The 26,954-nt window shown below is 47.7% G+C and carries 23 protein-coding genes and 1 pseudogene; 17 read left to right on the top strand and 7 right to left on the bottom strand.

Annotated elements, in window-relative coordinates:
• Window position 1 precedes the first annotated feature (1 nt).
• From D9741_RS23550 to D9741_RS08575, 4 genes are all read left to right on the top strand, one after another.
• A complete protein-coding gene (locus tag D9741_RS23550; protein ID WP_240725544.1) occupies window positions 2–832 on the top strand; it encodes a hypothetical protein in 831 nt (276 codons plus the stop codon).
• A gap of 94 nt (window positions 833–926) precedes the next feature.
• The gene (locus D9741_RS08585; RefSeq protein ID WP_130216585.1) at window positions 927–4,190 is read left to right on the top strand and encodes an HsdR family type I site-specific deoxyribonuclease; all 3,264 of its coding nucleotides are present in this window, start codon (window positions 927–929) and stop codon (window positions 4,188–4,190) included.
• Between the two features lie 724 nt (window positions 4,191–4,914).
• Window positions 4,915–5,493, top strand: a complete 579-nt coding sequence (locus D9741_RS08580) for a restriction endonuclease subunit S (RefSeq protein ID WP_130216787.1) — start codon at window positions 4,915–4,917, stop codon at window positions 5,491–5,493.
• A gap of 2 nt (window positions 5,494–5,495) precedes the next feature.
• Window positions 5,496–6,752: an N-6 DNA methylase gene (locus D9741_RS08575; RefSeq protein ID WP_240725545.1), complete on the top strand. Its 1,257-nt coding sequence runs from the start codon at window positions 5,496–5,498 to the stop codon at window positions 6,750–6,752.
• Window positions 6,753–6,821: 69 nt separating this feature from the next.
• On the opposite strand, the gene D9741_RS08570 is transcribed toward D9741_RS08575, so the two are convergent.
• Window positions 6,822–6,986: a DUF1127 domain-containing protein gene (locus D9741_RS08570; protein ID WP_130216587.1), complete on the bottom strand. Its 165-nt coding sequence runs from the start codon at window positions 6,984–6,986 to the stop codon at window positions 6,822–6,824.
• Window positions 6,987–7,162: 176 nt separating this feature from the next.
• On the opposite strand from D9741_RS08570, the gene D9741_RS08565 reads away from it, so the two are divergent.
• Window positions 7,163–8,575: a PLP-dependent aminotransferase family protein gene (locus D9741_RS08565; RefSeq protein ID WP_130216589.1), complete on the top strand. Its 1,413-nt coding sequence runs from the start codon at window positions 7,163–7,165 to the stop codon at window positions 8,573–8,575.
• Between the two features lie 241 nt (window positions 8,576–8,816).
• Here D9741_RS08565 and D9741_RS08560 read toward each other — a convergent pair whose 3' ends face one another.
• Window positions 8,817–9,773: an Rpn family recombination-promoting nuclease/putative transposase gene (locus D9741_RS08560; RefSeq protein ID WP_130216591.1), complete on the bottom strand. Its 957-nt coding sequence runs from the start codon at window positions 9,771–9,773 to the stop codon at window positions 8,817–8,819.
• Window positions 9,774–9,957: 184 nt separating this feature from the next.
• Here D9741_RS08560 and D9741_RS08555 point away from each other — a divergent pair, with 184 nt between their 5' ends.
• The 6 genes from D9741_RS08555 (at window position 9,958) to D9741_RS08530 (ending at window position 15,709) form a co-directional block, all read left to right on the top strand.
• Window positions 9,958–11,238, top strand: a complete 1,281-nt coding sequence (locus tag D9741_RS08555; RefSeq protein WP_130216593.1) for a DUF445 domain-containing protein — start codon at window positions 9,958–9,960, stop codon at window positions 11,236–11,238.
• Window positions 11,239–11,355: 117 nt separating this feature from the next.
• A complete protein-coding gene (locus tag D9741_RS08550; protein ID WP_130216595.1) occupies window positions 11,356–12,507 on the top strand; it encodes a double-cubane-cluster-containing anaerobic reductase in 1,152 nt (383 codons plus the stop codon).
• Window positions 12,508–12,516: 9 nt separating this feature from the next.
• On the top strand, window positions 12,517–13,284 hold the full coding sequence (gene yjiL / locus D9741_RS08545) for a putative 2-hydroxyacyl-CoA dehydratase activator YjiL (RefSeq protein WP_130216598.1): 768 nt from the start codon (window positions 12,517–12,519) through the stop codon (window positions 13,282–13,284).
• The gene (locus D9741_RS08540) at window positions 13,281–13,538 is read left to right on the top strand and encodes a DUF3343 domain-containing protein (protein WP_130216600.1); all 258 of its coding nucleotides are present in this window, start codon (window positions 13,281–13,283) and stop codon (window positions 13,536–13,538) included. Before yjiL ends, D9741_RS08540 begins: the two co-directional genes overlap by 4 nt.
• A 64-nt stretch (window positions 13,539–13,602) precedes the next feature.
• The gene (locus tag D9741_RS08535) at window positions 13,603–14,463 is read left to right on the top strand and encodes a YjiK family protein (protein WP_130216603.1); all 861 of its coding nucleotides are present in this window, start codon (window positions 13,603–13,605) and stop codon (window positions 14,461–14,463) included.
• A 67-nt stretch (window positions 14,464–14,530) separates the two neighbouring features.
• Window positions 14,531–15,709, top strand: coding sequence for an MFS transporter (locus D9741_RS08530; RefSeq protein ID WP_130216605.1), 1,179 nt, complete (start codon window positions 14,531–14,533; stop codon window positions 15,707–15,709).
• 12 nt (window positions 15,710–15,721) lie between these two features.
• On the opposite strand, the gene kptA is transcribed toward D9741_RS08530, so the two are convergent.
• Window positions 15,722–16,276, bottom strand: a complete 555-nt coding sequence (gene kptA / locus D9741_RS08525) for an RNA 2'-phosphotransferase (RefSeq protein ID WP_130216607.1) — start codon at window positions 16,274–16,276, stop codon at window positions 15,722–15,724.
• Between the two features lie 250 nt (window positions 16,277–16,526).
• On the opposite strand from kptA, the gene D9741_RS08520 reads away from it, so the two are divergent.
• The 5 genes and pseudogenes from D9741_RS08520 to D9741_RS08500 all read left to right on the top strand — a co-directional run.
• Entirely contained in the window at window positions 16,527–17,210 is a 684-nt protein-coding gene (locus tag D9741_RS08520) for a nucleoside recognition domain-containing protein (RefSeq protein ID WP_001298014.1), read from the top strand.
• Window positions 17,207–17,668, top strand: coding sequence for a YjiG family protein (locus D9741_RS08515; protein ID WP_000211971.1), 462 nt, complete (start codon window positions 17,207–17,209; stop codon window positions 17,666–17,668). Before D9741_RS08520 ends, D9741_RS08515 begins: the two co-directional genes overlap by 4 nt.
• Window positions 17,669–17,680: 12 nt before the next feature.
• On the top strand, window positions 17,681–18,853 hold the full coding sequence (gene iadA / locus D9741_RS08510) for a beta-aspartyl-peptidase (RefSeq protein WP_130216609.1): 1,173 nt from the start codon (window positions 17,681–17,683) through the stop codon (window positions 18,851–18,853).
• A 64-nt stretch (window positions 18,854–18,917) separates the two neighbouring features.
• Window positions 18,918–19,829: a hypochlorite stress DNA-binding transcriptional regulator HypT gene (gene hypT, locus D9741_RS08505; RefSeq protein ID WP_130216611.1), complete on the top strand. Its 912-nt coding sequence runs from the start codon at window positions 18,918–18,920 to the stop codon at window positions 19,827–19,829.
• Window positions 19,830–19,841: 12 nt separating this feature from the next.
• Window positions 19,842–20,207 (top strand): annotated as a pseudogene (locus D9741_RS08500) (putative PEP-binding protein); the annotation flags it as partial.
• A 47-nt stretch (window positions 20,208–20,254) separates the two neighbouring features.
• Here D9741_RS08500 and iraD read toward each other — a convergent pair.
• The 4 genes from iraD to uxuA all read right to left on the bottom strand — a co-directional run bounded on the left by iraD (window position 20,255) and on the right by uxuA (window position 24,819).
• On the bottom strand, window positions 20,255–20,638 hold the full coding sequence (gene iraD, locus D9741_RS08495) for an anti-adapter protein IraD (RefSeq protein WP_033555723.1): 384 nt from the start codon (window positions 20,636–20,638) through the stop codon (window positions 20,255–20,257).
• A gap of 413 nt (window positions 20,639–21,051) precedes the next feature.
• Window positions 21,052–21,825, bottom strand: coding sequence for a Uxu operon transcriptional regulator (uxuR, locus tag D9741_RS08490; RefSeq protein ID WP_130216613.1), 774 nt, complete (start codon window positions 21,823–21,825; stop codon window positions 21,052–21,054).
• Window positions 21,826–22,093: 268 nt separating this feature from the next.
• The gene (locus D9741_RS08485) at window positions 22,094–23,554 is read right to left on the bottom strand and encodes a fructuronate reductase (RefSeq protein ID WP_130204660.1); all 1,461 of its coding nucleotides are present in this window, start codon (window positions 23,552–23,554) and stop codon (window positions 22,094–22,096) included.
• Window positions 23,555–23,634: 80 nt separating this feature from the next.
• Window positions 23,635–24,819, bottom strand: a complete 1,185-nt coding sequence (uxuA, locus tag D9741_RS08480; RefSeq protein ID WP_130216615.1) for a mannonate dehydratase — start codon at window positions 24,817–24,819, stop codon at window positions 23,635–23,637.
• An 858-nt stretch (window positions 24,820–25,677) separates the two neighbouring features.
• Here uxuA and D9741_RS08475 point away from each other — a divergent pair.
• Window positions 25,678–26,943, top strand: coding sequence for a hypothetical protein (locus D9741_RS08475; protein ID WP_130216617.1), 1,266 nt, complete (start codon window positions 25,678–25,680; stop codon window positions 26,941–26,943).
• The last annotated feature ends 11 nt before the right edge of the window (window positions 26,944–26,954 follow it).

The following is a 26,954-nucleotide window of genomic DNA, read 5'->3' as shown; positions in this document are numbered from 1 at the left end:
AATGTCCCAAACCCTTTTCAAATCCTGGTTTGTGGATTTTGATCCAGTGATTGATAACGCTCTGGATGCAGGAAACCCAATCCCGGAAGCCCTGCAAACTCGCGCCGAATTACGTCAAAAAGTACGTAATAGTGCAGATTTTAAACCGCTTCCGGTGGAAATCCGCTCGCTTTTCCCAAGTGAATTTGAAGAAACGGAGTTAGGTTGGGTGCCAAAGGGCTGGACGCTGAAGTCTGTAGCAAAATCTATAAATATAAATCCTAGTATAAAATTACCAAAAAATAAAATCGCAAAGTATGTTGATATGAAATCTTTGCCTACTCAAGGATATTCAATATCAGATATTATAGAAAAGCCATATTCAGGGGGAGCGAAATTCCAAAATAACGATACTTTATTCGCTCGGATAACTCCATGCCTAGAAAATGGTAAAACAGGATTTGTTGATTTTTTAGATGAAAAAGAGACTGCGTTTGGTTCTACTGAATTTATAGTGATGCGAGGTACTCCTCAAGTACATTATTTGTATGTAGCTTGTTTAGCCCGAGAAAGTAATTTCAGGTTACATGCAATACAAAACATGGTCGGTTCATCCGGCCGCCAACGGGTACAGAACAGCTGCTTTGATAGCTTTTATATTGCAATACCAACACCTGCTGTAATGAGCTTATTTTCAGGAAAAGTCAGTAGTTACTTTGATAAAATGTATTTCTGTAATTTGGAAAACAAATCCCTGACAGCCCTCCGCGACACCCTGCTCCCCAAACTCATCTCCGGTGAGCTATCCCTGGATGATCTTCCGGATCTCACCACCGATACAGAAGCCGCATAACGCATTTTGCCCCTGTAAAATCAGGGGCTTTCTGGTAAGGTTTTCTACTGATACAGGAATGCTTACCAGAAATTAGCCAGGGTTGGAGCGCGATATGAGTCTCTCTTTCAGTGAAGCAAAATTAGAACAAGCGATCATTGAACTGCTACAGAATCAGGGATATCAACACCTGATCGGCGATAATGTCCCACGTTCGAGTCTCGATCAGGTCATTATCGAAGACGATCTCCGTCATTATTTAGCGGCACGCTACCAGCCTGATGGCATTACTGAAGAAGAGATTCAGCGACTGATCAAACAGTTCACCACGCTTCCGGCCTCCGACCTTTATGAAAGCAACAAAACATTTTGTCGCTGGCTGGCAAATGGTTTTCTGTTCAAACGCGACGATCGGCAACAAAAAGATCTCTATATTGAATTGCTCGACACCCGGCATCTACCTGCCGCACTGCGCCAGATATTTGACGCCGAAGATGTCCCGTTGCAACAGGCGGCGGAACTCCCGCCCTCCTATATTAATCCGCCGCTTAACCGGATTAAGATTGTTAACCAGCTTAAAATCTCCGGTAAAGATAATCAGACTCGTATTCCTGACGGCATTCTCTATATCAACGGTCTGCCACTGGTCGTCTTTGAATTTAAAAGTGCGGTGCGCGAGCAGGATGCCAGTATTGGCGACGCCTGGAAGCAGCTCTGTAAACGCTATCGCCGGGATATTCCGCAACTGTTTATCTACAACGCGCTCTGCATTATCAGCGATGGCGTAAATAACCGGATGGGCAACCTGTTTGCGCCCTATGAATACTTTTACTCATGGCGCAAAGTCACCGGTAATGAAAACCGTGAACAGGACGGAATTCCATCATTGCACTCAATGATTCAGGGGCTGTTTCATCCGGTACGTCTGCTGGATGTGATTAAAAACTTTATCTGCTTCCCGGATAAAGCCAAGCACGAAGTAAAAATTTGCTGCCGATATCCGCAGTACTATGCCGCCCGCAAACTCTATTACAGCATCAAGCAAGCGCGTAAACCTTTCGGTAGCGGTAAAGGCGGCACCTACTTTGGCGCAACGGGCTGTGGCAAAAGTTACACCATGCAATTTTTAACGCGTCTTTTGATGAAGAGCGTGGAGTTTGCCAGCCCGACCATTGTTTTGATCACCGACCGCACCGATCTGGACGATCAGCTTTCTGCGCAAATGTGCAACGCCAAAAATTACATTGGCGACGACACCATCGTTCCTGTTACCAGCCGTGAAGATTTGCGTAATCAACTGGCGGGACGCAATAGTGGCGGTGTATTCCTGACAACGATCCATAAATTCACCGAAGACACCGAACTCCTTTCTGAACGCAGCAATATCATTTGCATCTCGGACGAAGCACATCGCAGCCAGGTTAACCTCGACCAGAAAGTCATCGTCGATAAAGAAAGCGGAAAAGTGCGCAAAACGTATGGCTTTGCGAAATACCTGCACGATTCACTGCCAAACGCCACCTATGTTGGCTTTACCGGCACACCGATTGACGCGACGCTCGATGTCTTCGGTGAGGTGATCGACAGTTACACCATGACCGAATCCGTTCAGGATGAAATCACTGTACGCATCGTGTACGAAGGCCGTGCGGCTAAAGTGATCCTGGACTCCAGCAAACTGGAAGAAGTCGAAAAGTATTACGAAGAGTGCGCAAACGCAGGCACCAATGAGTGGCAAATCGACGAAAGCAAAAAAGCCACCGCAACCATGAATGCGGTACTGGGTGATGAAGATCGGTTAAAAGCCCTCGCGGAAGATTTTGCCAAACATTATGAAAAACGCGTAGCCGAAGGTTCCACCGTAAAAGGCAAAGCCATGTTCGTTTGTGCCAGCCGTGAAATTGCCTGGGATTTCTACCGCCAGCTTAAAGCTATTCGCCCTGCCTGGTTTGAAGTGAAGCAAGCCCCCGATGGCGTCGTCCTGACGGAACAGGAGCAGAAAGAGTTACCGCCTTCTGAAATGGTGAAGATGGTCATGACGCGCGGTAAAGATGACGACGAGGCGCTTTATGATTTACTGGGCACAAAAGAATATCGCAAAGAGCTGGATAAGCAGTTCAAAAACGCTAAATCGAATTTCAAAATTGCCATTGTTGTTGATATGTGGCTGACCGGTTTTGATGTTCCTGAACTGGATACAATCTATATTGATAAGCCCTTACAAAAACATAACCTTATCCAGACCATTTCTCGCGTTAACCGTAAACTGGAAGGCAAAAGCAAAGGGTTAGTGGTGGACTACATTGGCATTAAAAGTCAGATGAACCAGGCACTGGCAATGTATTCCCGCATTGATGCCACCAACTTTGAAGATATTCAGCAATCGGTAATAGAAGTTAAAAACCATCTCGATTTGTTGGGGCAAGTCTTTTACGAATTTGACAGTCGGGATTATTTTAGTGGTGAGCCACAAGCGCAATTATCCTGCCTCAACCGCGCGGCGGAATTTGTTCTGCGTACCCAGAAAGTTGAACGTCGTTTTATGGGACTGGTTAAACGCATGAAAGCCGCCTACGATGTCTGCTGCGGCAGCGAAGCATTATCACAGACAGAACGTGACTATATTCACTATTATCTTGCTGTTCGTTCAATTGTTTTCAAACTGACGAAAGGCGACGCACCGGATGTTACCCAGATGAATGCGCGCGTTCGTGAAATGATTGCAGAAGCGTTAAAAGCTGATGGCGTAGAAGAAATTTATTTTCTTGGCGATAAAAAAGCGGAATCTATCGATATTTTTGACGAAGATTATCTGGCACGAATTAACAAGATCAAACTTCCGGCAACGAAGATCCAGTTATTACAAAAATTACTGGAAAAAGCGATCAGCGACTTCAAGAAAGTGAACCAGTTGCAAGGGATTAACTTCACCCGCCGCTTCCAGGCAATTATAGATCGTTATAATGAGCGGCGAGAAGATGATGTACTCAACGGTGAAGAATTCGATACATTCAGTCAGGAAATGACCGATATTATCTATGATATTAAAACCGAAATGGGCACCTGGGCCGATTTAGGTATTGATATTGAAGAAAAAGCGTTTTACGACATTCTTGCTCATATGCGCGATAAATATCAGTTTACTTATGATGATGAAAAAATGCTGTCACTGGCAAAAGAGATGAAAAGCGTGGTTGACAACACATCGAAATATCCTGACTGGAGTAAACGCGATGATATTAAAGCGAAACTGAAAGTTGAACTTATTCTGCTTCTACACAAGCATAAGTTCCCGCCAGTAGCGAATGATGATGTTTATATGGGTGTGCTGGCACAGGCAGAGAATTTTAAAGAACATCATATGAGTGCTTTAAATTAATTATGAAGGCCGGATAATTCAATAATTATTCGGCTTACTCATTTATAAATATGGTAAAAACATCGTAACAATATCTATAATATCATAGTCTAAAAAAATCACGCTTACTCATTAAAAATATAAGTATTTTCACATTATGGGTAAAAATACCATTCTCTTTTTGAGCTTAACAAATACAGACTCTATCCATTCATAAAAGATCCGTGCATAAATTTCATTTATCGCAGCACAACCAGAACACAACATAACAACCACAAGAATTTAACTTAAGCCAATAAATTTAAAACATATAATACACAAAATTGGTCATCTGATCTTTAGCGGAAAAAAATCATGACTGTAGAGTCATCATGTATTAACTATTTTTCCAGATATCACACCATTAAGAAATAACAAAAAAATCAATAAGTTATAGAATTTTCAAAAATAACACATAACATTAATCTGATGCTCTCCAAAAAAATTAAGCAGTGCAGGGTGACAACCCCATAGCAGTACGCTACCTTACTGAAAAATTGCTTAGTACGATATTGAAAGTTAGAAGGAGCCACACCATGAGGAAAAAGAAAGGGTTAAACCGAGTTATTTGCTTGTTTTTGATAACAATTTTATCACATTTAGTGTCTGATGATGATATCCTATTATTTCAGTTAGAGGATCTGTCAAAAGCAAATACCTCTATGGGTATTCATCTTTCCGTTGATTTCAAACATGAGACCAAATGATGATGAAAAATCTATCAGAGATAGCATATGTTTTTGGTGGACACTCATTTCGTACCAAAGCTGAAACTGCAACAGGTTGCATCAAACTTATTCAGATAAAAGATATACAGGCAGGCATATTTGGTGATTTCTCGTCACTTCCCTTTGCAGATCTTTCAGAAAAAAAACTAAAATTCAACCTAAAAACAAATGATATTCTTTTACCTTTAAGGGGCGAAAGGATAGCTGCAATGATGATAGATAATGAAAATAATGTTGCAGTTACTACAACGAATCAAATTGCCATTATAAGAATTAATAGCAATTTGATCTATCCAGAGTATTTGTTATATTTTTTAAATGCACCGAAAGGTATTAATCTGATAAATGAACTACAAGGTAACGGATTGGTTACAAACCTTAGCATAAAAAAACTTGCAACATTAACATTACCGATTCCATCATTGGATATTCAATATGAAGTTATTAACCTTTATAACATGTGGACAGAACAAAAAGAGACCTTGTGTAGTTTAATAGAAAATGGTTCTGCATTGTGTCATGCAACAATTAATAAGTTAATCTACAAAGAAGAGTAAATGTGAAAATACAAGATTTTATAAGCATATTACAATCAATCCCCTGCAATTCCCTGGATAAATACCAGAAAATGCTTATTTGTTTTGAAGCTACTGTACTAACTTATTTACATGAGGAATCTACCAAGAAAATTACATCAGTAAGCGAAATGGATATTAAACACATTTATAGACACTCGCCGTCACTAAATAAAAACAAAGTAACATGGGATGAGTTTTCTTATATTTTTTCAGATATAATCTTTCATATAAAATCCTCTAACATGGATGTCAATCAATATATATCAAATATATTTCACCACCTTTGTTATGATTATTACCACAAAGAATTCTCTAAAATAGACATTATTAATATAATCACCTCGAATATTGAGCAACTAAGACCTCTATCTCAAAGGCATCATACCCCTAATGAGTTGGTTGAATTAATGAGTAAAATAGTCAACATCCAAGATGGCGATATTTTTTATGATCCTGCATGTGGTTCAGGTGAGTTCATTTCTGCAATGTTTAATAAAAATGTCATGATTTATGGTACTGAAAGTATCATAGAAAGATCTAAAATATCAAAATTGAAAATGCTCGTAACCGAAAACAATCCTTTAAATATTACAACACCATATTTTAACGATAACAATCTACCTGAAAAATTTGATATTATTTTATCCAATCCACCTTTCTCTCTAAAAATACCTAAAAATACGCAAAAACATTTTTGTATTTATGGAGAACCAGTTGTTTCAAATGCTGACTTTATATTTTTACAATTCTGCATTTACAAGTTAAAAAATAATGGGCGCGCTGCTATCATCATGCCGGATAGCGTTTTATTTAGAAGTGGGAAAGAACAAGAAATACGTAAGTCATTTATTGAAAAAGGTCATATTTCCACCATTATTTTTTTACCGAAAGGTATTTTTAGAAACACTTCTGTACCAACAAGCATTTTGCTGCTACGCAAGCAAAATGACTATGATGACATCCTATTCATTGATGCAAGAGATAAAACAACCTTCAACAACGACCTTATAATTAATTTGTTTACTGAACGTAAAAATAATAAGTTATCGAAGATTGTAAAAAAATCAGAAATTGCTGATAATGATTATAACTTGTCAGCAGTATTATATTTTAAAGAAGAAACAGAAACACCAGAAATAGAACAATTAATAGGCAATCAAAAATACCTCAGCAGTAAATTACAGGATTTGCATTATGATTTCATTCACACTATATCCAGATTATCACAAAAAATTTAATAATTTGCTGCAAAACGCCACGCTAAGTCTCTCTCCCCTTCCCCACACAGGAAGGGGAATTTTCCCCCCTCACTCCAAATCCTCCCTGCGTAACCCAATATCCCTCAACCGCTCATCACTCATCTGCTGTAACACGCGCCGGGTCTGCTTTTTCAGCCACCAGCTCCTCACCGCCTGCCAGAGTTGTGCGATGCCAGTAAACGGCGCTTTAGCTTTGTTTTCGTGAAATTCCATCTGCTGCCTCCTCATCTTTCAGAGGCTTCATCATCCGCCTTCTGGCAGTTCACAATACAGATTCAAATATTACTTTTATTTAACATACAGACAGGTTAAAACAGCATCTGCATCCGGTTTTTTAGCCTCATCTGTACCGGTTTTTCTCTCTGTATGGTCCAAATAAGGAGTACAGCATGACGCGTTATCAACATCTGGCGACTCTACTTGCCGAGCGGATTGAGCAAGGGCTGTATCGTCACGGGGAGAAATTACCGTCGGTGCGCAGCTTAAGTCAGGAGCACGGCGTCAGCATCAGCACCGTGCAGCAGGCGTATCAGACACTGGAGACGATGAAGCTCATCACTCCGCAGCCGCGTTCGGGTTATTTTGTCGCACAACGTAAAGCCCAGCCGCCAGTACCGCCGATGACGCGTCCGGTGCAGCGCCCGGTGGAGATTACCCAGTGGGACCAGGTACTGGATATGCTGGTAGCGCATAGCGACAGTTCCATTGTTCCGTTAAGCAAAAGCACGCCGGATGTCGAAACGCCCAGCCTGAAACCGCTCTGGCGGGAGCTTAGCCGGGTGGTGCAGCATAATCTGCAAACCGTGCTCGGTTATGACTTGTTAGCCGGTCAGCGGGTATTGCGAGAGCAGATTGCCCGCCTGATGCTCGACAGCGGCTCGGTGGTCACCGCCGATGACATCATTATCACCAGCGGCTGCCATAACTCGATGTCGCTGGCGTTAATGGCGGTGTGTAAACCTGGCGATATTGTCGCAGTCGAATCCCCCTGTTATTACGGTTCAATGCAGATGCTGCGCGGTATGGGCGTGAAAGTGATTGAAATCCCAACCGATCCAGAAACTGGCATCAGCGTTGAAGCGCTGGAACTGGCGCTGGAACAGTGGCCGATTAAAGGCATCATTCTGGTGCCAAACTGTAATAATCCGCTGGGATTTATTATGCCGGACGCGCGCAAACGGGCCGTTCTCTCTCTCGCTCAGCGTCATGATATTGTGATTTTTGAAGACGATGTCTACGGCGAACTGGCAACGGAGTATCCGCGCCCGCGGACCATTCATTCCTGGGATATCGACGGCCGGGTGCTGCTGTGCAGCTCGTTCAGTAAAAGCATTGCGCCTGGCCTGCGCGTGGGTTGGGTCGCGCCGGGACGTTATCACGATAAACTGATGCATATGAAATATGCCACCAGTAGCTTTAATGTACCGTCCACGCAAATGGCGGCGGCAACGTTTGTGCTGGAAGGTCACTATCATCGCCATATCCGGCGGATGCGACAGAACTATCAGCGCAATATGGCGCTTTATACCTGCTGGATACGGGAATATTTTCCCTGCGAAATCTGTATTACGCGCCCGAAAGGCGGATTTTTACTGTGGATAGAATTGCCTGAACAGGTCGATATGGTCTGCGTCGCGCGGCAGCTATACCGCATGAAAATCCAGGTGGCGGCAGGCTCGATTTTCTCAGCTTCCGGCAAATACCGTAATTGTCTGCGCATCAACTGCGCTTTGCCGCTCAGCGAAACCTATCGCGAAGCACTGAAGCAAATTGGCGAGGCCGTGTATCGGGCAATAGAATAATTTCGAATAAGTGGCGAGGCCCCTGATTTACTCTCACGAATAGCGTGTGACTCGTTTTATCTTTGCAGGGTCATCGCCACGTTCCAGCATGGCTTAGGCAAAGTGCGCTTTGTTCATGCCGGATGCGGCGTGAACGCCTTACCCGGCCTACAAACCGCGCAAATTCAATAGATTGCAGAGATAATGTAGGTCTGATAAGCGTAGCGCATCAGGCAGCTTTGCGTTTGTCATCAGTCTCTGATTAGTACTCGATCCATGGATCGCGCTTGCTTTCAGGCAAGGGCTGATCTAATGCCTGCATTTGCTCTGCCGAAAGTCCGGTATATCGTTGTATCCATTCAGGATCCGCCCCATTCTGCAACAACAATCGGAGGAGGCTCTGTTCCCCTTCTTCTTTCCCTTCTTTCCTCCCCCTCTCCCTTCCCAACAGCCATCCATCATTATGAATTCGCTCTGCAATCGTCATTATTCGCTCCCTGTGTTGTGGCATTCGACTGGTTAGTTCGCTGATAAACTCTTTAAAACTCGCTTCATCGCCAGCCAGTAAAATGTAATTTAACAGCGCGGTTATCTGGCTGTCATTAGCGCACCCTGTAACCAGTAATACTGCCAGTTGATCAATAAGCCCCATTAGATCGCGCTGGCGAATATGCTTTTGGATCAACTCCAACAGGGCGACTCTGCGGTGCTGCACAATCTCGTCGTCTGGCACGACAGTGATATCCACCAGCGGGAACGCGGCGGTATAAAGCTTCCGTGCGGTAGTCGGGTCGGCAAATTCGTCCAGCCAGCACAAAGACCAGGGGTAAGGACTACGGCTACCGTGATAAAACAGCATCGGGATGACCAGCGGTAGCGGCTGGCGTTTATCATGCTCGATATGGCGCTGCATCACCGCCATGGAATAGCGCATCAGGCGAAACGCCATATGGATATCCTCACGGCTCTGATGTTCAATCACCACATAGATATAACCATCGCCTTCGCGGGTCTTTACCGACCACAGAATATCGGAATGTAGCGCCCGCAATTTTTCATCGACAAAGCTGGCTGATTCCAGTTTTAAGGTGTCGAGATCGCACAATTCACGTAAATCTTTGGGTAAGTGGATCTCCATAAAATCCCGTGCGGTATCAGGATGTGTGAGAAAAGATTTAAATAATGCGTCATGCTGCATGCTGGTCGTGAAGTTTGTCATGGCGATCCGTCACCGGTTGATAAGATGGCCCGACTTTAGCGACTAACAAAACCATTCTCACCTGGCAATTTCCCGTTCCCCGAGGCGCTTTCCAGGCTATTTTTATTCTTCTGCAAACGATACATTTTTATGGAAGATATCTCGCTTTTTGCGTTTTCTTACCGTCAGGCTCTATTCTTACGATATGAATAAAATCATTGAACTCCGACGCGCCAAAATGCTGGCGCTCTCTTTGCTGCTCGTTGCTGCCGCGACTTTTATCGTTACGCTGTTTTTACCGCCTAATTTTTGGGTGAGCGGCGTGAAGGCGATTGCCGAAGCGGCGATGGTCGGCGCGCTGGCGGACTGGTTTGCGGTGGTGGCGCTGTTTCGCCGCGTGCCGATACCGATTATTTCTCGCCATACGGCGATTATTCCGCGTAATAAAGACCGGATTGGCGAAAATCTCGGCCAGTTCGTGCAGGAAAAATTTCTCGATACTCAATCGCTGGTAGCGCTAATCCGGCGTCATGAACCGGCGTTGTTAATTGGCAACTGGTTTAGTCAGCCGGAAAACGCCCGTCGCGTTGGACAGCATCTGTTGCAGATCATGAGTGGTTTTCTCGAGCTGACCGATGATGCGCGTATTCAACGTCTGCTTAAGCGTGCGGTGCATAAGGCGATCGATAAAGTGGATCTTTCCGGCACCAGTGCACTGATGCTGGAGAGCATGACCAAAAACGATCGTCATCAGGTGCTGCTCGATACGTTAATCGCACAACTGATCGCCCTTCTCCAGCGCGACAAATCACGCAAGTTTATCGCCCAGCAGATCGTCCGCTGGCTGGAGAGCGAGCATCCGCTGAAAGCCAAAATTTTGCCCACTGAATGGCTGGGCGAACATAGCGCGGAGTTGGTTTCTGACGCCGTGAATTCTTTGCTTGATGATATCAGCCGCGATCGCGCACATCAGATCCGCCATGCGTTTGATCGCGCTACCTTCGCGCTGATCGAGAAACTGAAAAACGATCCGGAAATGGCGGCGCGGGCCGATGCCGTGAAAAGTTATCTGAAAGAAGATGAGGCATTTAACCGCTATCTTGGTGAATTGTGGGGGGATTTACGGGAATGGCTGAAAGCGGATATCAACAGCGACGATTCTCGCGTGAAAGAACGTATTGCTCGTGCAGGACAGTGGTTTGGCGAGACGTTAATTGCCGATGATGCCCTGCGCGCCTCGTTAAATGGTCATCTGGAACAGGCCGCGCACCGCGTCGCGCCAGAGTTTTCGGCATTCCTGACTCGCCACATTAGCGATACGGTAAAAAGTTGGGATGCGCGGGATATGTCCCGGCAAATCGAGTTAAATATCGGCAAAGATCTCCAGTTTATCCGCGTTAACGGCACGCTGGTCGGCGGTTGTATTGGGCTGATATTGTATCTTTTATCGCAAATTCCGACCTTGTTACCCCTCGGCAACTTTTAGAAATCGATGATAAAAGCTAAATGGCTAACCGCGAGAGAGATCAAATAAACCACACTTAAAACATGGTAATAATGTGGCCTCTTTTCATTATCTCCCGTGTTACGGGGAAGGAAAATCATGTCACTTGTCACCGATCTACCCGCCATTTTCGATCAGTTCTCCGAAGCTCGCCAGAAAGGCTTTCTCACCGTCATGGATCTCAAAGAGCGCGGCATTCCGCTGGTTGGCACCTATTGTACGTTTATGCCGCAAGAGATCCCGATGGCTGCTGGTGCAGTTGTTGTCTCGCTCTGTTCCACTTCCGATGAAACCATCGAAGAAGCGGAGAAAGATCTGCCACGTAACCTCTGCCCGCTAATCAAAAGCAGCTACGGCTTCGGCAAAACCGACAAATGCCCCTACTTCTATTTTTCTGATCTGGTGGTCGGTGAAACCACCTGCGACGGCAAAAAGAAAATGTACGAATACATGGCGGAGTTTAAGCCCGTTCATGTCATGCAGTTGCCAAACAGCGTGCAAGACGATGCCTCGCGTGCGTTATGGAAAGCCGAGATGCTGCGCTTACAAAAAGCGGTGGAAGAACGTTTTGGGCACGAGATCACCGAAGACGCGTTGCGCGATGCCATTGCACTGAAAAACCGTGAACGCCGCGCACTGGCCAATTTTTATCATCTGGGGCAGTTAAATCCTCCGGCGTTAAGCGGCGGCGACATTCTGAAAGTGGTTTATGGCGCAACTTTCCGGTTCGATAAAGAGACGTTGATCAATGAACTGGATGCGATGACTGCCCGCGTTCGTCAGCAATGGGAAGAGGGCCAGAGACTGGACCCGCGGCCACGAATTTTAATTACCGGTTGCCCGATTGGCGGCGCGGCAGAAAAAGTCGTGCGCGCGATTGAAGAAAACGGTGGCTGGGTGGTTGGTTATGAAAACTGTACCGGCGCGAAAGCGACCGAGCAATGCGTGGCGGAAACGGGCGATGTGTATGACGCGCTGGCGGATAAATATCTGGCAATTGGCTGTTCCTGTGTTTCGCCAAACGATCAACGCCTGAAAATGCTCAGCCAGATGGTGAAGGAGTATCAGGTCGATGGCGTGGTCGATGTAATTTTACAGGCGTGCCATACCTACGCGGTGGAATCGCTGGCGATTAAACGCCACGTTCGTCAGCAGCATAACGTTCCTTACATCGCCATAGAAACAGACTACTCCACATCGGATATCGGACAACTCAGTACCCGCGTCGCAGCCTTTATTGAGATGTTGTAAGGAGCGGTGGTGACATATTCGATTGGCATTGATTCCGGTTCTACCGCCACCAAAGGGATCTTACTGGCAGACGGCGTGATTACGCGCCGTTTCCTTGTTCCTACGCCATTTCGTCCGGCAACGGCAATTACTGAAGCCTGGGAAACTCTGCGTGAAGGGTTAGAGACAGTGCCGTTTCTGACGCTCACCGGTTACGGGCGGCAACTGGTGGATTTTGCCGATAAACAGGTGACGGAAATCTCCTGCCACGGGCTGGGCGCACGCTTTCTTGCGCCAGCAACGCGCGCGGTGATCGACATCGGCGGTCAGGACAGCAAAGTCATTCAGCTTGATGCCGACGGTAACCTGTGCGACTTCCTGATGAATGACAAATGCGCGGCAGGCACCGGGCGTTTTCTGGAAGTCATTTCCCGCACATTGGGCGCCAGCGTCGAGGAACTCGACAGCATCACCGAAAATGTACCACCGCACGCCATCAGCAGCATGTGTACTGTATTTGCCGAATCGGAAGTGATCAGTCTGCGTTCTGCGGGCGTACCAGCGGAATCGATTCTCGCCGGAGTGATTAACGCTATGGCGCGGCGCAGCGCCAATTTCATTGGCCGCCTCTCTTGTGAAGCGCCGATTCTGTTCACTGGCGGCGTGAGTCACTGTCAGAGGTTTACCCACATGCTGGAAAGCCATCTGGGAATGCCGGTACAAACTCACCCTGATGCGCAATTCGCTGGCGCAATTGGCGCGGCGGTGATTGGTCAGCGGCAGAGAAAACGCACATGAAAGAGTATCTGTTTTTATTTCACTCAACCGTCGGCGTTGTACAAACTCGTAAGGCGTTACAGACAGCAGGGATGACTTTTCGCATCGCCGATATTCCCCGAGAGTTACGCGGCGGCTGTGGGTTATGCATCTGGCTGACCTGTCTTCCTGGCGAAGAAACACAATGGGTAATCCCCGGTTATACGGAATCAGTTTATTGCCAGCAGGATGGTGGCTGGCGCTGCATTGCACATTACGGGGTTTCTCCGCGTTAAGGATTCATTAAGATCGCTACGTATACTTCTCGATATCTTATTGATTTGCCTTAAAGGGATTACCGTGACAAAAAGTATTTCGTTAAGTAAACGCATCTCCGTTATTGTGATTCTTTTTGCCATTGTGGCAGTGTGTACTTTCTTCGTGCAATCTTGCGCCCGTAAAAGCAATCATGCAGCGTCATTTCAGAATTACCACGCCACCATTGATGGCAAAGAAATTGCAGGCGTAACGAATAATATCTCCTCGCTGACCTGGTCGGCACAGAGCAATACCCTGTTTAGCACTATCAACAAACCTGCCGCCATTGTTGAAATGACCACCAATGGCGATTTGATCCGCACTATTCCTCTGGATTTTGTTAAGGATCTCGAGACGATCGAATACATTGGCGATAATCAGTTTGTCATTAGCGATGAGCGCGATTATGCCATTTATGTGATTTCACTGACCGCAAACTCGGAAGTAAAAATCCTCAAAAAAATAAAGATCCCGCTGCAAGAATCCCCAACCAATTGCGGTTTTGAAGGGTTGGCCTACTCTCGCCAGGATCACACTTTCTGGTTTTTTAAAGAGAAAAACCCGATTGAGGTCTACAAAGTTAACGGGCTGTTAAGTAGCAATGAATTGCACATCAGCAAAGACAAGGCACTACAACGGCAATTTACTTTAGATGATGTGTCCGGCGCAGAATTTAACCAACAAAAAAATACGCTTCTGGTGCTGTCTCATGAATCACGCGCACTCCAGGAAGTAACGCTGGCTGGCGAGGTTATCGGTGAAATGTCACTAACCAAAGGCAGTCGAGGTTTGTCGCATAACATCAAACAGGCCGAAGGGGTTGCGATGGATGCCTCTGGTAATATTTATATCGTTAGCGAACCAAATCATTTTTATCGCTTTACCCCTAAATCATCACATTAACAGGCTGGCATGTTTCACCTTTTTGTTATTAACTTGTTAACTACAAAAAATACAAACAAGGTTAAACATGCCCCCGTCCTCGCATCCCGTAGAACGCTTTTCTTTCAGCACCGCGCTTTTCGGGATGCTGGTTCTGACCTTAGGTATGGGATTAGGTCGCTTCCTTTATACACCTATGTTGCCCGTCATGATGGCGGAAGGGGCGTTTTCATTTAGCCAGCTCTCGTGGATTGCCAGCGGCAACTACGCGGGGTATCTGGCTGGCAGTCTGCTATTTTCGTTTGGCGCATTTCACCAGCCGTCGCGCCTGCGCCCATTTCTGTTGGCTTCTGCCCTGGCGAGCGGATTGTTGATCCTCGCAATGGCATGGTTGCCGTCGTTTTTTCTGGTGTTATTGATTCGTTTCCTGGCGGGTGTCGCCAGCGCCGGAATGCTGATTTTTGGTTCGACGCTGATTATGCAGCACACGCGCCATCCTTTTGTGCTGGCAGCGTTGTTTTCTGGCGTTGGCATTGGTATCGCGCTGGGCAATGAATATGTTCTGGCTGGCCTGCATTTTGCCCTCTCCTCGCAAACGTTATGGCAAGGCGCCGGGGCGCTTTCTGGCATGATGCTGATTGCACTTACGCTTTTAATGCCCTCGAAAAAACACGCCATCGCACCAACGCCATTGGCAAAAACGGAGCAACAGATAATGAGCTGGTGGTTACTGGCTATTCTGTACGGCCTGGCGGGATTTGGTTATATCATCGTCGCGACTTACCTGCCGCTCATGGCGAAAGATGCAGGCTCACCATTGTTAACCGCCCATCTCTGGACGTTAGTCGGCTTATCAATTGTGCCTGGTTGCTTTGGCTGGCTATGGGCAGCAAAACGTTGGGGGGCTTTGCCCTGCCTGACGGCGAATTTGCTGGTGCAGGCTATCTGTGTGCTGCTTACTCTCGCCAGCGACTCGCCTCTCTTGCTTATCATCAGTAGTATCGGTTTTGGCAGTACCTTTATGGGCACGACATCTCTGGTGATGACTATCGCCCGCCAACTGAGCGTACCGGGAAATCTCAATCTTTTAGGCTTTGTGACGCTCATTTACGGCATTGGGCAAATCCTCGGCCCGGCGCTGACCAGTATGCTCGGCAATGGAACATCGGCGCTTGCCAGCGCCACTCTCTGCGGCGCGGCGGCGTTGTTTATTGCTGCGCTTATCAGCACAGTGCAATTATTTAAGCTACAAGTGGTCGCTTCATAAGGGCTGTTTCCCTTACCACTCAAGAAACTCAACCGCAACCGTTGATGTCAGCCAGACCCCGTTTTCTGCTTGCCAGAAAGGGATCCCTCGCTTCGCCATTTCCTGTGCTTTGACGGTTAAGATAACCGGCGAACCGTGTCTTGCCCCGACTTTGCGGGCCGTTGCTTCATCAGCAGAGAGATGCACATGATGACGCTCCCCTGCAATCAGCCCCTGTTTTTTTATCGCCTCAAGGAAACGGCTTGCCGTACCGTGGTAGAGAAATTGTGGCGGTGTTTTTTCGATGAAGGCAATAGCGACCTGCGAAGTCGAATGCCCCTGAACGGCGCGAATACACGTACCATCACTGGAATAACTAAAGCGCTTCTTATCGCTGGTTGCGACCACAGTCTCCAGTAATGCGCGGGTTAACCGCTTGCCCGCTTTTTGTGCACAGAGTATGAGCTTATCGATATCCGCCCATCCTTCACGGTCCAGCACGATGCCAATCGCCTCCGGTTTATGTCGGAGGACAAAACTTAAAAACTTGCTCGTCTCTGCCAGCTCTTTGTCGTTGTATTTTGCCATTTTGCATTCGTCCTTGTATTCGCCGCCTTTACTCACCAGCTGTCATTGTCACTGTGTTTATGAATTTTCTGCAACTCAATCCTTACAGGAAGGTTCTCCTCGCAGCGTAATTTTTCCACTATGCAAAAAACGCATAGCCAGAAACATACTTGCATTTTCTCCATACCCACATGGCTGATAAGGTTTTTTCAGCTCCAGGAATTTTCCTGGTAGTCACAACACACATACACAAAAAACAATGGGGATGGTTATGACACAACAAGGGGATGCTGTAGCTGGGGAGCTGGCGACAGAAAAAGTGGGTGTTAAAGGGTATCTGGCCTTTTTTCTCACGATTATCTTTTTTTCCGGAGTTTTTTCCGGGACAGACAGTTGGTGGCGCGTTTTTGACTTTTCCGTTCTGAACGGATCGTTTGGGCAACTGCCTGGTGCGAATGGAGCTACCACCTCGTTTCGCGGCGCAGGTGGCACAGGAGCTAAAGATGGCTTTCTCTTCGCGCTGGAACTGGCACCGTCAGTGATTCTCTCGCTGGGAATTATCTCGATTACTGATGGTCTTGGCGGATTGCGCGCCGCGCAGCAGTTAATGACACCCGTGCTAAAACCGTTGTTGGGCATTCCAGGCATCTGTTCACTGGCGCTCATCGCCAACCTGCAAAACACCGATGCCGCCGCAGGTATGACCAAAGAACTGGCGCAGGAAGGGGAAATTACCGAGCGCGATAAAGTGATTTTCGCCGCTTATCAAACCAGCGGTAGCGCCATCATCACCAACTATTTCTCTTCTGGCGTCGCCGTATTTGCCTTTCTGGGGACGTCCGTAATCGTACCTTTAGCTGTCATCCTGGTGTTTAAATTTGTCGGTGCCAACATTTTGCGCGTCTGGCTTAACTTCGAAGAACGTCGCAACCCAACGCAAGGAGCGCAAGCATGACAACTCAGGTCCGCAAAAATGTCATGGATATGTTTATCGATGGCGCACGCCGTGGCTTTACTATCGCCACCACCAACCTGCTGCCGAACGTGGTGATGGCATTTGTCATTATTCAGGCACTGAAAATTACTGGTCTGCTCGACTGGGTGGGACATATCTGTGAACCGGTGATGGCGTTGTGGGGATTGCCCGGCGAAGCGGCAACTGTCCTTTTAGCCGCATTGATGAGTATGGGCGGCGCGGTCGGCGTTGCCGCCAGCCTGGCGACCGCTGGCGCATTAACCGGCCACGATGTCACGGTATTACTTCCCGCGATGTATTTAATGGGCAACCCGGTGCAAAATGTTGGTCGCTGCCTGGGAACAGCCGAAGTGAATGCCAAATATTACCCGCATATCATTACGGTCTGCGTGATTAACGCATTGCTGTCGATCTGGGTTATGCAGCTTATTGTTTAACAAGGAGTTACCATGATTGATTATTCCGCAGCCGGTTTTACCCTGTTGCAGGGAGCGCATTTGTATGCGCCGGAAGATCGGGGAATTTGCGATGTCCTCGTCGCTAACGGCAAGATTATTGCCGTTGCCAGTAACATCCCTTCTGACATCGTACCGAACTGCACGGTTGTCGATCTCAGCGGGCAGATCCTCTGCCCAGGTTTTATTGATCAACACGTCCATTTAATTGGCGGCGGCGGCGAAGCTGGCCCTACCACACGTACGCCGGAAGTGGCATTAAGTCGTCTGACAGAAGCGGGCGTCACGTCAGTGGTTGGTCTGCTCGGCACCGACTCTATCTCTCGCCACCCGGAATCCTTACTCGCCAAGACTCGTGCGCTCAATGAAGAAGGCATCAGCGCCTGGATGCTGACCGGTGCTTATCATGTGCCTTCCCGTACCATTACAGGCTCGGTGGAAAAAGATGTGGCGATTATCGATCGCGTGATTGGCGTGAAATGCGCCATCTCTGATCACCGTTCTGCCGCACCGGACGTTTATCACCTGGCCAATATGGCGGCGGAATCCCGCGTTGGAGGTTTGCTCGGCGGTAAACCTGGCGTCACCGTGTTCCACATAGGCGACAGCAAAAAGGCGTTACAGCCTATCTATGACCTGCTGGAAAACTGCGATGTGCCGATCAGCAAGTTGCTGCCGACCCACGTTAACCGCAACGTTCCGTTGTTTGAGCAGGCGCTGGAGTTCGCGCGCAAAGGCGGCACCATCGATATCACCAGCAGCATTGACGAACCGGTCGCCCCTGCCGAAGGTATTGCCCGCGCCGTTCAGGCGGGTATTCCGCTGGCCCGCGTTACCCTTAGCTCCGACGGCAACGGCAGTCAGCCGTTCTTTGACGATGAAGGGAATTTAACGCATATCGGTGTTGCGGGTTTTGAGACGTTGCTGGAAACCGTGCAAGTGTTGGTCAAAGACTATAGCTTCAGCCTTAGCGATGCCCTGCGTCCACTCACCAGCAGCGTCGCTGGTTTCCTCAACCTGACCGGTAAAGGCGAAATTCTGCCGGGCAATGACGCAGATCTGTTAGTGATGACACCGCAGTTGCGTATTGAGCAGGTATACGCTCGCGGCAAACTGATGGTCAAAGACGGCAAAGCGTGTGTGAAAGGAACGTTTGAAACTGCATAAGCAGTTGTCAGCCGCCCGAATGGACGTAGAATGCCCGCAAGGGCGGCTGACAGAGTAAAACGCAATGGATGACAATGGTTCGGTCTTGCATAATATTGAAACCAAATGGCTTTACGATTTTTTAACGCTGGAAAAATGCCGTAACTTTTCCCAGGCGGCAGTCAGTCGCAACGTATCACAACCGGCATTCAGCCGCCGGATACGCGCGCTGGAACAGGCGATTGGCGTTGAATTGTTTAACCGCCAGGTAACACCGCTACAACTCTCGGAACAAGGGAAAATATTCCATTCGCAGATCCGCCATCTGTTGCAACAGTTAGAGAGCAACCTTGCAGAACTCCGTGGTGGCAGCGATTACGCGCAACGCAAAATTAAAATAGCCGCTGCACACTCTCTTTCCCTCGGGCTGTTACCGTCCATTATCAGCCAGATGCCGCCGCTCTTTACCTGGGCGATTGAAGCTATTGATGTCGATGAAGCAGTCGATAAACTGCGCGAAGGGCAAAGTGACTGTATTTTTTCGTTTCACGACGAAGACTTACTGGAAGCGCCGTTCGACCACATTCGGTTGTTTGAATCACGTCTGTTCCCCGTCTGCGCCGTTAACGAACAGGGGGAAGCGCTTTTTAGCCTCACACAGCCGCACTTTCCTCTACTCAACTACAGCCGCAACTCCTACATGGGGCGATTGATTAATCGCACCCTGACGCGCCACAGTGAGTTAAGTTTCAGCACCTTTTTCGTGTCTTCGATGAGCGAGTTATTAAAGCAGGTTGCCCTCGACGGCTGTGGGATTGCCTGGCTACCGGAGTACGCCATACAACAAGAAATTCGCAGCGGGCAGCTCATTGTCCTGAATCGAGACGAATTAGTTATCCCGATTCAGGCCTACGCATACCGGATGAACACACGGATGAATCCCGTTGCAGAGCGTTTCTGGCGTGAACTGCGCGAGCTGGAGATTGAACCTGGCTGAAAGTTTTCTGTAGAAAATCTTCCAGCGCTGGGAATTATGATTGAGGTTCCTGCCGCAGTCATGATTGCAGACAAATTAGCCAGTGAAGTCGATTTCTTTTCCATCGGCACCAACGATCTGACGCAATATATTATGGCGGCAGACAGAGGAAATAGTACCGTCGCGGAACTGGTCGATTATCGTAATGACGCGGTGATTAACGCTATTGCTATGGTGTGTCAGGCCGGACGTAATAATGAAATTCCGGTCAGTATGTGCGGCGAAATGGCTGGAGATACCCAGCAAACAGCACGACTGCTCACCATGGGGATTGATAAGCTCAGTGCCAGTCCATCCCGGCTTCCGGCCTTGAAAGCAGCAATCAGAACCGCCCACTAATTGTGACCTAACGCGATACGTCTTGCGCGTATCGCGTTTTCCATCATTTACTGCGGCATCGTGCGATGCCAGCTCCCCTTCTGCCAGACCAGGTCAAACGTTAGCGGCTCATCATCGTGGTACAGCATCATCTCCAGACTAATGACCAACTCGTGGCAATAGACTGCTTTCAGATTGACCTGCAATGCCGCAATACGTGGCTCATGAAATAAAAGCGCGGAACGTAACTGGCGGCAATACCAACTCTGGAGAAGCTTGTCGCTCTGATTATGCCCTTGCCACTCAGGCATGCCTGAAACAAGTAATATTGGTAGCGGTGAATGGGGAGAACTAAAAAGTTGAAAGAGATCCCGACATACGGAATCACGCAGCGATAACGTATTGTTCCCTGTACTTTCAGGTAATACCGTCTGAACTGATTGGCGCATCATTTTGCGCACTCCTGACGTTTAGTGGCATCTGTATCCTGCCCTGGCTGCTGGACACCACTGGGTTGATGCTCATATTCCATAATCATTCCTTTATGTTCATTGCGTCCCTGGCACTTTCATAAGGGATTTATAAGATCCGCCAAAGATAAAACACTGTACAGAAAAGAATATCCACTGACTTTTTATTTAAAAAGGAATCATTTGACAAAAGTCATTAAACATAACGGAAATACGTTAACATATTCTGATTATTCCGAATAATTTCTCAGCGTTAAACTGATATATAATTATTCCAAAACAATATATCGTACGTAATGATTAAATTACGCATAATATATTCTGCAGAATATAATTAATTATTCAGGGAACATACATAGTGCAAAGCGGTTCAACTTTGCACCAGAAATGAGGGATCAGGCGTCCACTTTATCCAACGGCCACGAATCAAACAGATAACCATCGAAATAGATGTCATCGACGTTAGAGAACTCCAGCAAGCGCTGCTTCACATTCTCCAGATGCTGCCACATCGCCAGTTTTGCCGCGCGGGCATCTTTCTTGATTAACGCAGCCAGGATTTGTTTGTGATCGTCCAACCACTCTTTGCGGTATAAGCTGTCATCGAGATGGCTATGTAACTGGATCCACATTGGATTATTTTCCCGCCACTCCCAGGACTGACGGAACAGTTCCACCAGCATGCTGTTATGCGTCGCTTCAGCAATGGCGAGATGGAACTGCATGTCGCCGCTTTCGCTACTGCCCGGCGCACTGGAGGCCAGTTCACGCTCTTCCAGCTGCAATGCCTGACGCATTTTAACGATGTCTTCGCGGGTAGCCTGCAAAGCGGCAAACTCGGCAATGTTACTTTCCAGCAACTGGCGCGCCTGTAACAGCTCAAAAGGACCGGCGTCATTGCAGACGTTGGCCTCTGCGCTCTCTGCATTATGGCTGGGTAAACTGTCGAGCACATAAATACCGGCACCACGTCGTACTTCTACCAGCCCTTTGATCTCCAGCATGATCAGCGCCTCACGCACCACCGTGCGGGTGACATCCAGCATTTCTGCGATTTCACGCTCCGGCGGTAGCCGTTCGCCAGGATTATACGGCGTCTTAAGGATCAGATCGCGGATCATCGCCCCAACTTCCTGGTAAGGTCTTTGCGCAGAGGTGGCAGATTTCATGATGTTGTGTCCGTTAGATGCGATTAATCAAATTATTGCCGGATGCGGCGTGAACGCCTTATTCGGCCTACAAAGAGTGCGTATTCAATAAATTGCGATTGATCCGTAGGCCCGACAGGCTTGCTTACCGGGCAATTTTACGTTGACCGTTAATTTCAAACTATACCATTAGCACTGGAAGTTGGCACGTACAGGTGGGCAAAAAACGAAAACTGGTCAACCAAATATGATTTTGATTGACCAGTAAGTCTGTAGGGTAATCAGTCAGTTACAGTGCAGCCACACACTCACGCGCGCCGCGCTCGCACAGCTGCTGATATGCCGCAGTCACCGCGCCAACAAAGTCTGCATTTTGCGGCAGATCATCGGCAAAGATACCGCTCAGGCCCAGCAACGCTTTCACGCGGTCTGCGCCCTGATACTGCGCATTGATCTTCTGGAACTCGGCCAGCATCGGATCTACCACGTCGATAGCATTGCCTTGCTCATCCACGCCCTGGGTGTAACGCATCCAGCCCGCTACGCCAAGCGCCAGGTGACGCCAGCTACCGCCGTTTTGCAGGTGCAAACGCACCGGGTCCAGCAAACGCTGCGGTAACTTCTGGCTGCCGTCCATCGCAATCTGCCAGGTACGGTGACGCAGAGACGGGTTGCTGAAACGCTCGATCAGCAGCGTCGCATAGGCGTTCAGATCAGTCCCTTCCGGCATCGACAGCGTTGGTGCTTGTTCCTGCATCATCAGGGCAAAGGCCGCTTTGCGATAATCCGGGTTAGTCATGGTGTCGGCAATGGTTTCATAGCCGCCGAGGTAACCGAGGTATGCCAGGAAAGAGTGGCTGCCGTTCAGCATACGCAGCTTCATCATTTCGAACGGTACAACATCCGCAACAAACTGCGCGCCGACTTTATCCCAGTCCGGACGACCATTAACGAAGTTATCTTCAATTACCCACTGACGGAATGGTTCGCAGGCAATGGCGCACGGGTCATAAACGCCCAGCTGGTCAGCAATTTCCTGCAACGTTTCAGGCGTCGCCGCCGGAACGATACGGTCAACCATGGTGCACGGGAAGGTGACGTTCTCTTCAATCCATTCCGCCAGTTGCGGGTCACGCGCCTGAGCCAGCCCCAGAACGGCAACTTTCGCCACATGACCATTTTCACGCACGTTATCACAGGACATCACCGTAAACGCTTTCAGCCCTTTTTCACGACGCAGACGCAGGGCTTCTACGATGTAACCAATTGCGGACTTCGGCGCAGTCGGGTTTTCCAGATCGTGCTTGATCAGCGGGTTATTGAGATCCAGCTGACCGCTTGCCGCATCGGCACAGTAGCCTTTTTCCGTGACCGTCAGGGAGACAATCGCCGTCTGCGGACGCGCCATCGCGTTGAGAATACCTTCGCAACCGTCGATTTCCGGATGCAGGGCTTCTTTCATCGAACCAATAATTTTCAGTTCGGTGCTTTCCGCGCCTTTTTCCGCCACGGTGTACAGCAGTTGCTGTTTTTTCAGGTTTTCGATCAGCACACGGTCGTTACCTGGCATCAGGTTAACTTCGCAGATACCCCAGTCGCTGTCGGTGCTTTCCAGCAGGTGATGGGTATACAGCGCCTGGTGCGCGCGGTGAAACGCCCCGCAACCGAGATGCACAATGCGTGATTCCAGACGAGAATGATCCCATGACGGGCGGGCAACCGGCAGATTGCTGTCAACAATAGTAGTCATCGTAAACTCCAGAATCCGTCTTCAGAGAGTGACGGCAAGGAAGAAGGAACCGGCACGGCGCGCAGCCATGCCGGTGGATATTAACGGCTAAAGAAAGCGCGCTGGATCGCCAGTTCGACACCGCGAACTTCGGCCAGGCCTTTCAGACGACCAATTGCGGAGTAACCTGGGTTGGTTTTCTTCTTCAGGTCGTCCAGCATCTGATGACCGTGGTCCGGACGCATCGGGATCAGGTCTTCTTTGCCTTCCGCTTTACGACGGTGCTCTTCTTCAACAATCGCTTTCACCACTTCGTACATATCAACGTCGCCGTGCAGGTGCGCCGCTTCGTGGAAGGTTTTCGGGTTATCTTCACGCATGGTGGAGCGCAGATGGGTGAAGTAAATACGCGGACCGAACTGCTTGATCATATCAACCAGATCGTTGTCAGCACGCACGCCGTAGGAACCGGTGCACATGGTGAAACCGTTCGCCATGCTGTTTACGGTATCAACCATCCACTGCATATCTTCAATGGTGGAAACGATACGCGGCAGGCCGAGGATCGGGCGCGGCGGATCGTCCGGGTGAACAGCCATACGCACGCCAACTTCTTCGGCAACTGGAATGATCGCTTTCAGGAAGACGGCAAAGTTTTCGCGCAGCTTCGCTTTGTCGATATCTTTGTACAGCTCCAGGTGCTTACGGAACTGGTCGAGGGTATACCCTTCTTCCGCGCCCGGCAGACCAGCAATGATGTTACGGGTAAGACGCGCTTTGTCTTCGTCGCTCATAGTGGCGAAGCGTTCAGCTGCCTGAGCAATTTCTTCTTCGGTGTAATCCGCTTCCGCGCCTGGACGTTTCAGGATATGCATTTCGAATGCAGCGAATTCGATCTGGTCGAAGCGCAGAGCTTTGGAGCCGTCTGGCAGCACGTATTCGAGATCGGTACGGGTCCAGTCGAGCACCGGCATGAAGTTATAGCACACGGTGCGGATACCGCACTGCGCCAGGTTGCGCAGAGTCTGCTGATAGTTAGCGATCCACTGCTCGTAGTTGCCAGTGTGGGTTTTGATATCTTCGTGAATTGGCACGCTTTCCACGACAGACCACACCAGACCTGCGTCTTCAATGATAGCCTTGCGTTTGAGGATCTCTTCAACGGACCATACTTCGCCGTTCGGGATATGGTGCAGCGCGGTAACCACGCCAGTTGCGCCCGCCTGACGGACATCAGCTAAAGAAACCGAATCGTTAGGGCCGTACCAGCGCCAGGTCTGTTCCATGTTTATTCCTCTTTCACGTAGTGGGTTCAACAGCGAAGAGACGCGGAACCCCGGAGTTGTTTAGGTATCCGAAAGAACGACCAGACCGCAGCCGTGGCGTTGCATCGGATGAGATGGCGTATAAGTTCTACCTTTTGGTAATACATGTCAACCTGAAATCTAAAATTGGTTAACCACATCACAAGAAATCTACTCTCCTGCCGGTTACTGCAAATGACAACACAGGGGGATCAGCGGTTAGTGATCGGGGGATGTGACATTCATCGCAATAATGGTTGACCAATTTACATAACGTGTCGTCCAACATAACAATGGATTAACCTGGAGAGGTAAAACGTTATTGGTTTCTCGGCAATTGTAGTGGTGATTGCGCTCGTGCTGTTCTGCACCGCGCGGTCTCGATTGGTTAGCTCGTGACCGAAACACCGCAAGAAGATTTTTACACACCAGTGTCTGATTATTTAACGACAGCCGCCCGGCGGGGTTATACGCAAGTAGTGGTGAAGCCCTACTCCACCACGGCGTCTACCTGACCAGCGTCCTGAAGCTGCCCAAAACACAATCCCCCTGCAGAGACTATCCTCTGATCGCCTATTTAAAAATAAATGTTGAACAATTACGAAAAAGAAATGTGATTTATTACCATAACAACGGTGACTACTCTAATAATATGGCTTGTGAATGGAACTGAATAATTAATGGCAATTTACTACAGATAAAATGTCTGACGAGATTCAATCATTACATGTTTAACTTGCCAGACATTTATTTTATCATAAAGAATATTGCAGATTCGTCGATTAATATTCAACGTGTAGACGTCATATCAGATATGTTATTTCAAAGGGATTAACTCCAATGGCACACAGTATAAAGCAATGTTTCCATGCAGTAGGTAAAGGTACTCTTTATACCGGACAGATAAAAAACATGTCTGGTAACAGCACATTCAATATAGTGTATGATTGTGGTTCCACCAGCAGAACGACAATCATAAATAAGATCCATAGCTTACCCAAATGGTTTAAAAATACTCCCGGCTCAAGGGTGATTGATATGTTAGTCATTTCTCATTTTGATGATGACCACGTAAATGGGTTAGAAGAGCTTTTAAGGCTTTATCGGGTTAAAAAACTCGTTCTCCCTTATACAGAATGGACACAAAGTGTACGTGAAATCGCAGTATTAGGAAAAAAAGGCGTCTCTCCCAGTGTTGCACTTTTTCAGTTGAACCCACTCAGGTGGCTACAGATGAATAATCTAAATGGCAGTGTGGAGCAATTAACTCTGGTGCAGGGAAATTACCCTCCAGATGATAATCATGAGGAGCCAAACAGCCCTCCGCGTTATCCACCCAATGCAGACTTTAACAATCTTAACTTGCAAAATAATGAAAGAGAGGTAATACAGCAGGTTGATCTCTTTGGGGAGGAAGGGGCTTTTTTTAAATTTAAAAGTTCAGGAAATCAAACGGGTCCGGTTATCAGAACAATAGACCACGCAGTTCCATTATACAGTACAGACAGCGTTTACGAATTTATGTTCTATAACGTTGTGAAACCTTTTAAAGGATTAGGGCTGGTCCGTGTTCAATCAGGTGAAATTTTCGCAGTAAAATCAGGAGTCCCGTTAAAAGATGTAAAAGCGGAGATAGAGCTTCTTATTGATTCCTTAGGGCTTACAAATGACATTAGTTCTCTTCCACCTGATTGGAGAAAAAAACTCAAAGCCTGTTATCAAAAACATTTTGGTCACACAGCTAAAGCAAAAAATAATATTTCGTTATGTATGTATGTTGGACGAAGTATTAACTCTATCATTGATTTGATGGCTCAACACGCTACTCTTCTTACCGGTGATATTAACCTGACCAAGGATGTCGCTTGCGATATGCTTGGCCATTTTGGCACCAGACGCAAGAAATCAATAAGCGTCGTACAAGTTCCTCATCATGGTTCCAGAGACTATTGGTCAGTAGGAAATGCCAGCCTTTTTGTGCCAGCAATATTTGTCCAGTGTGTCACCCCATCCAAAAATCATCCACATCCTGATGTTACGTTAGATATAGAGAAAACAGGTTGTACTGTTCAATATGCAAACCGCATAAGCGGATATAATTTCTAAGCTGATATTGT

It is taken from the genome of Escherichia sp. E14V7 (genome assembly GCF_004212225.1).
In the GTDB taxonomy this organism is placed as follows: Bacteria; Pseudomonadota; Gammaproteobacteria; order Enterobacterales; family Enterobacteriaceae; genus Escherichia.
Note: the sequence above shows the minus strand (reverse complement) of the source record. Positions and strands in the feature narration are given on the sequence as shown.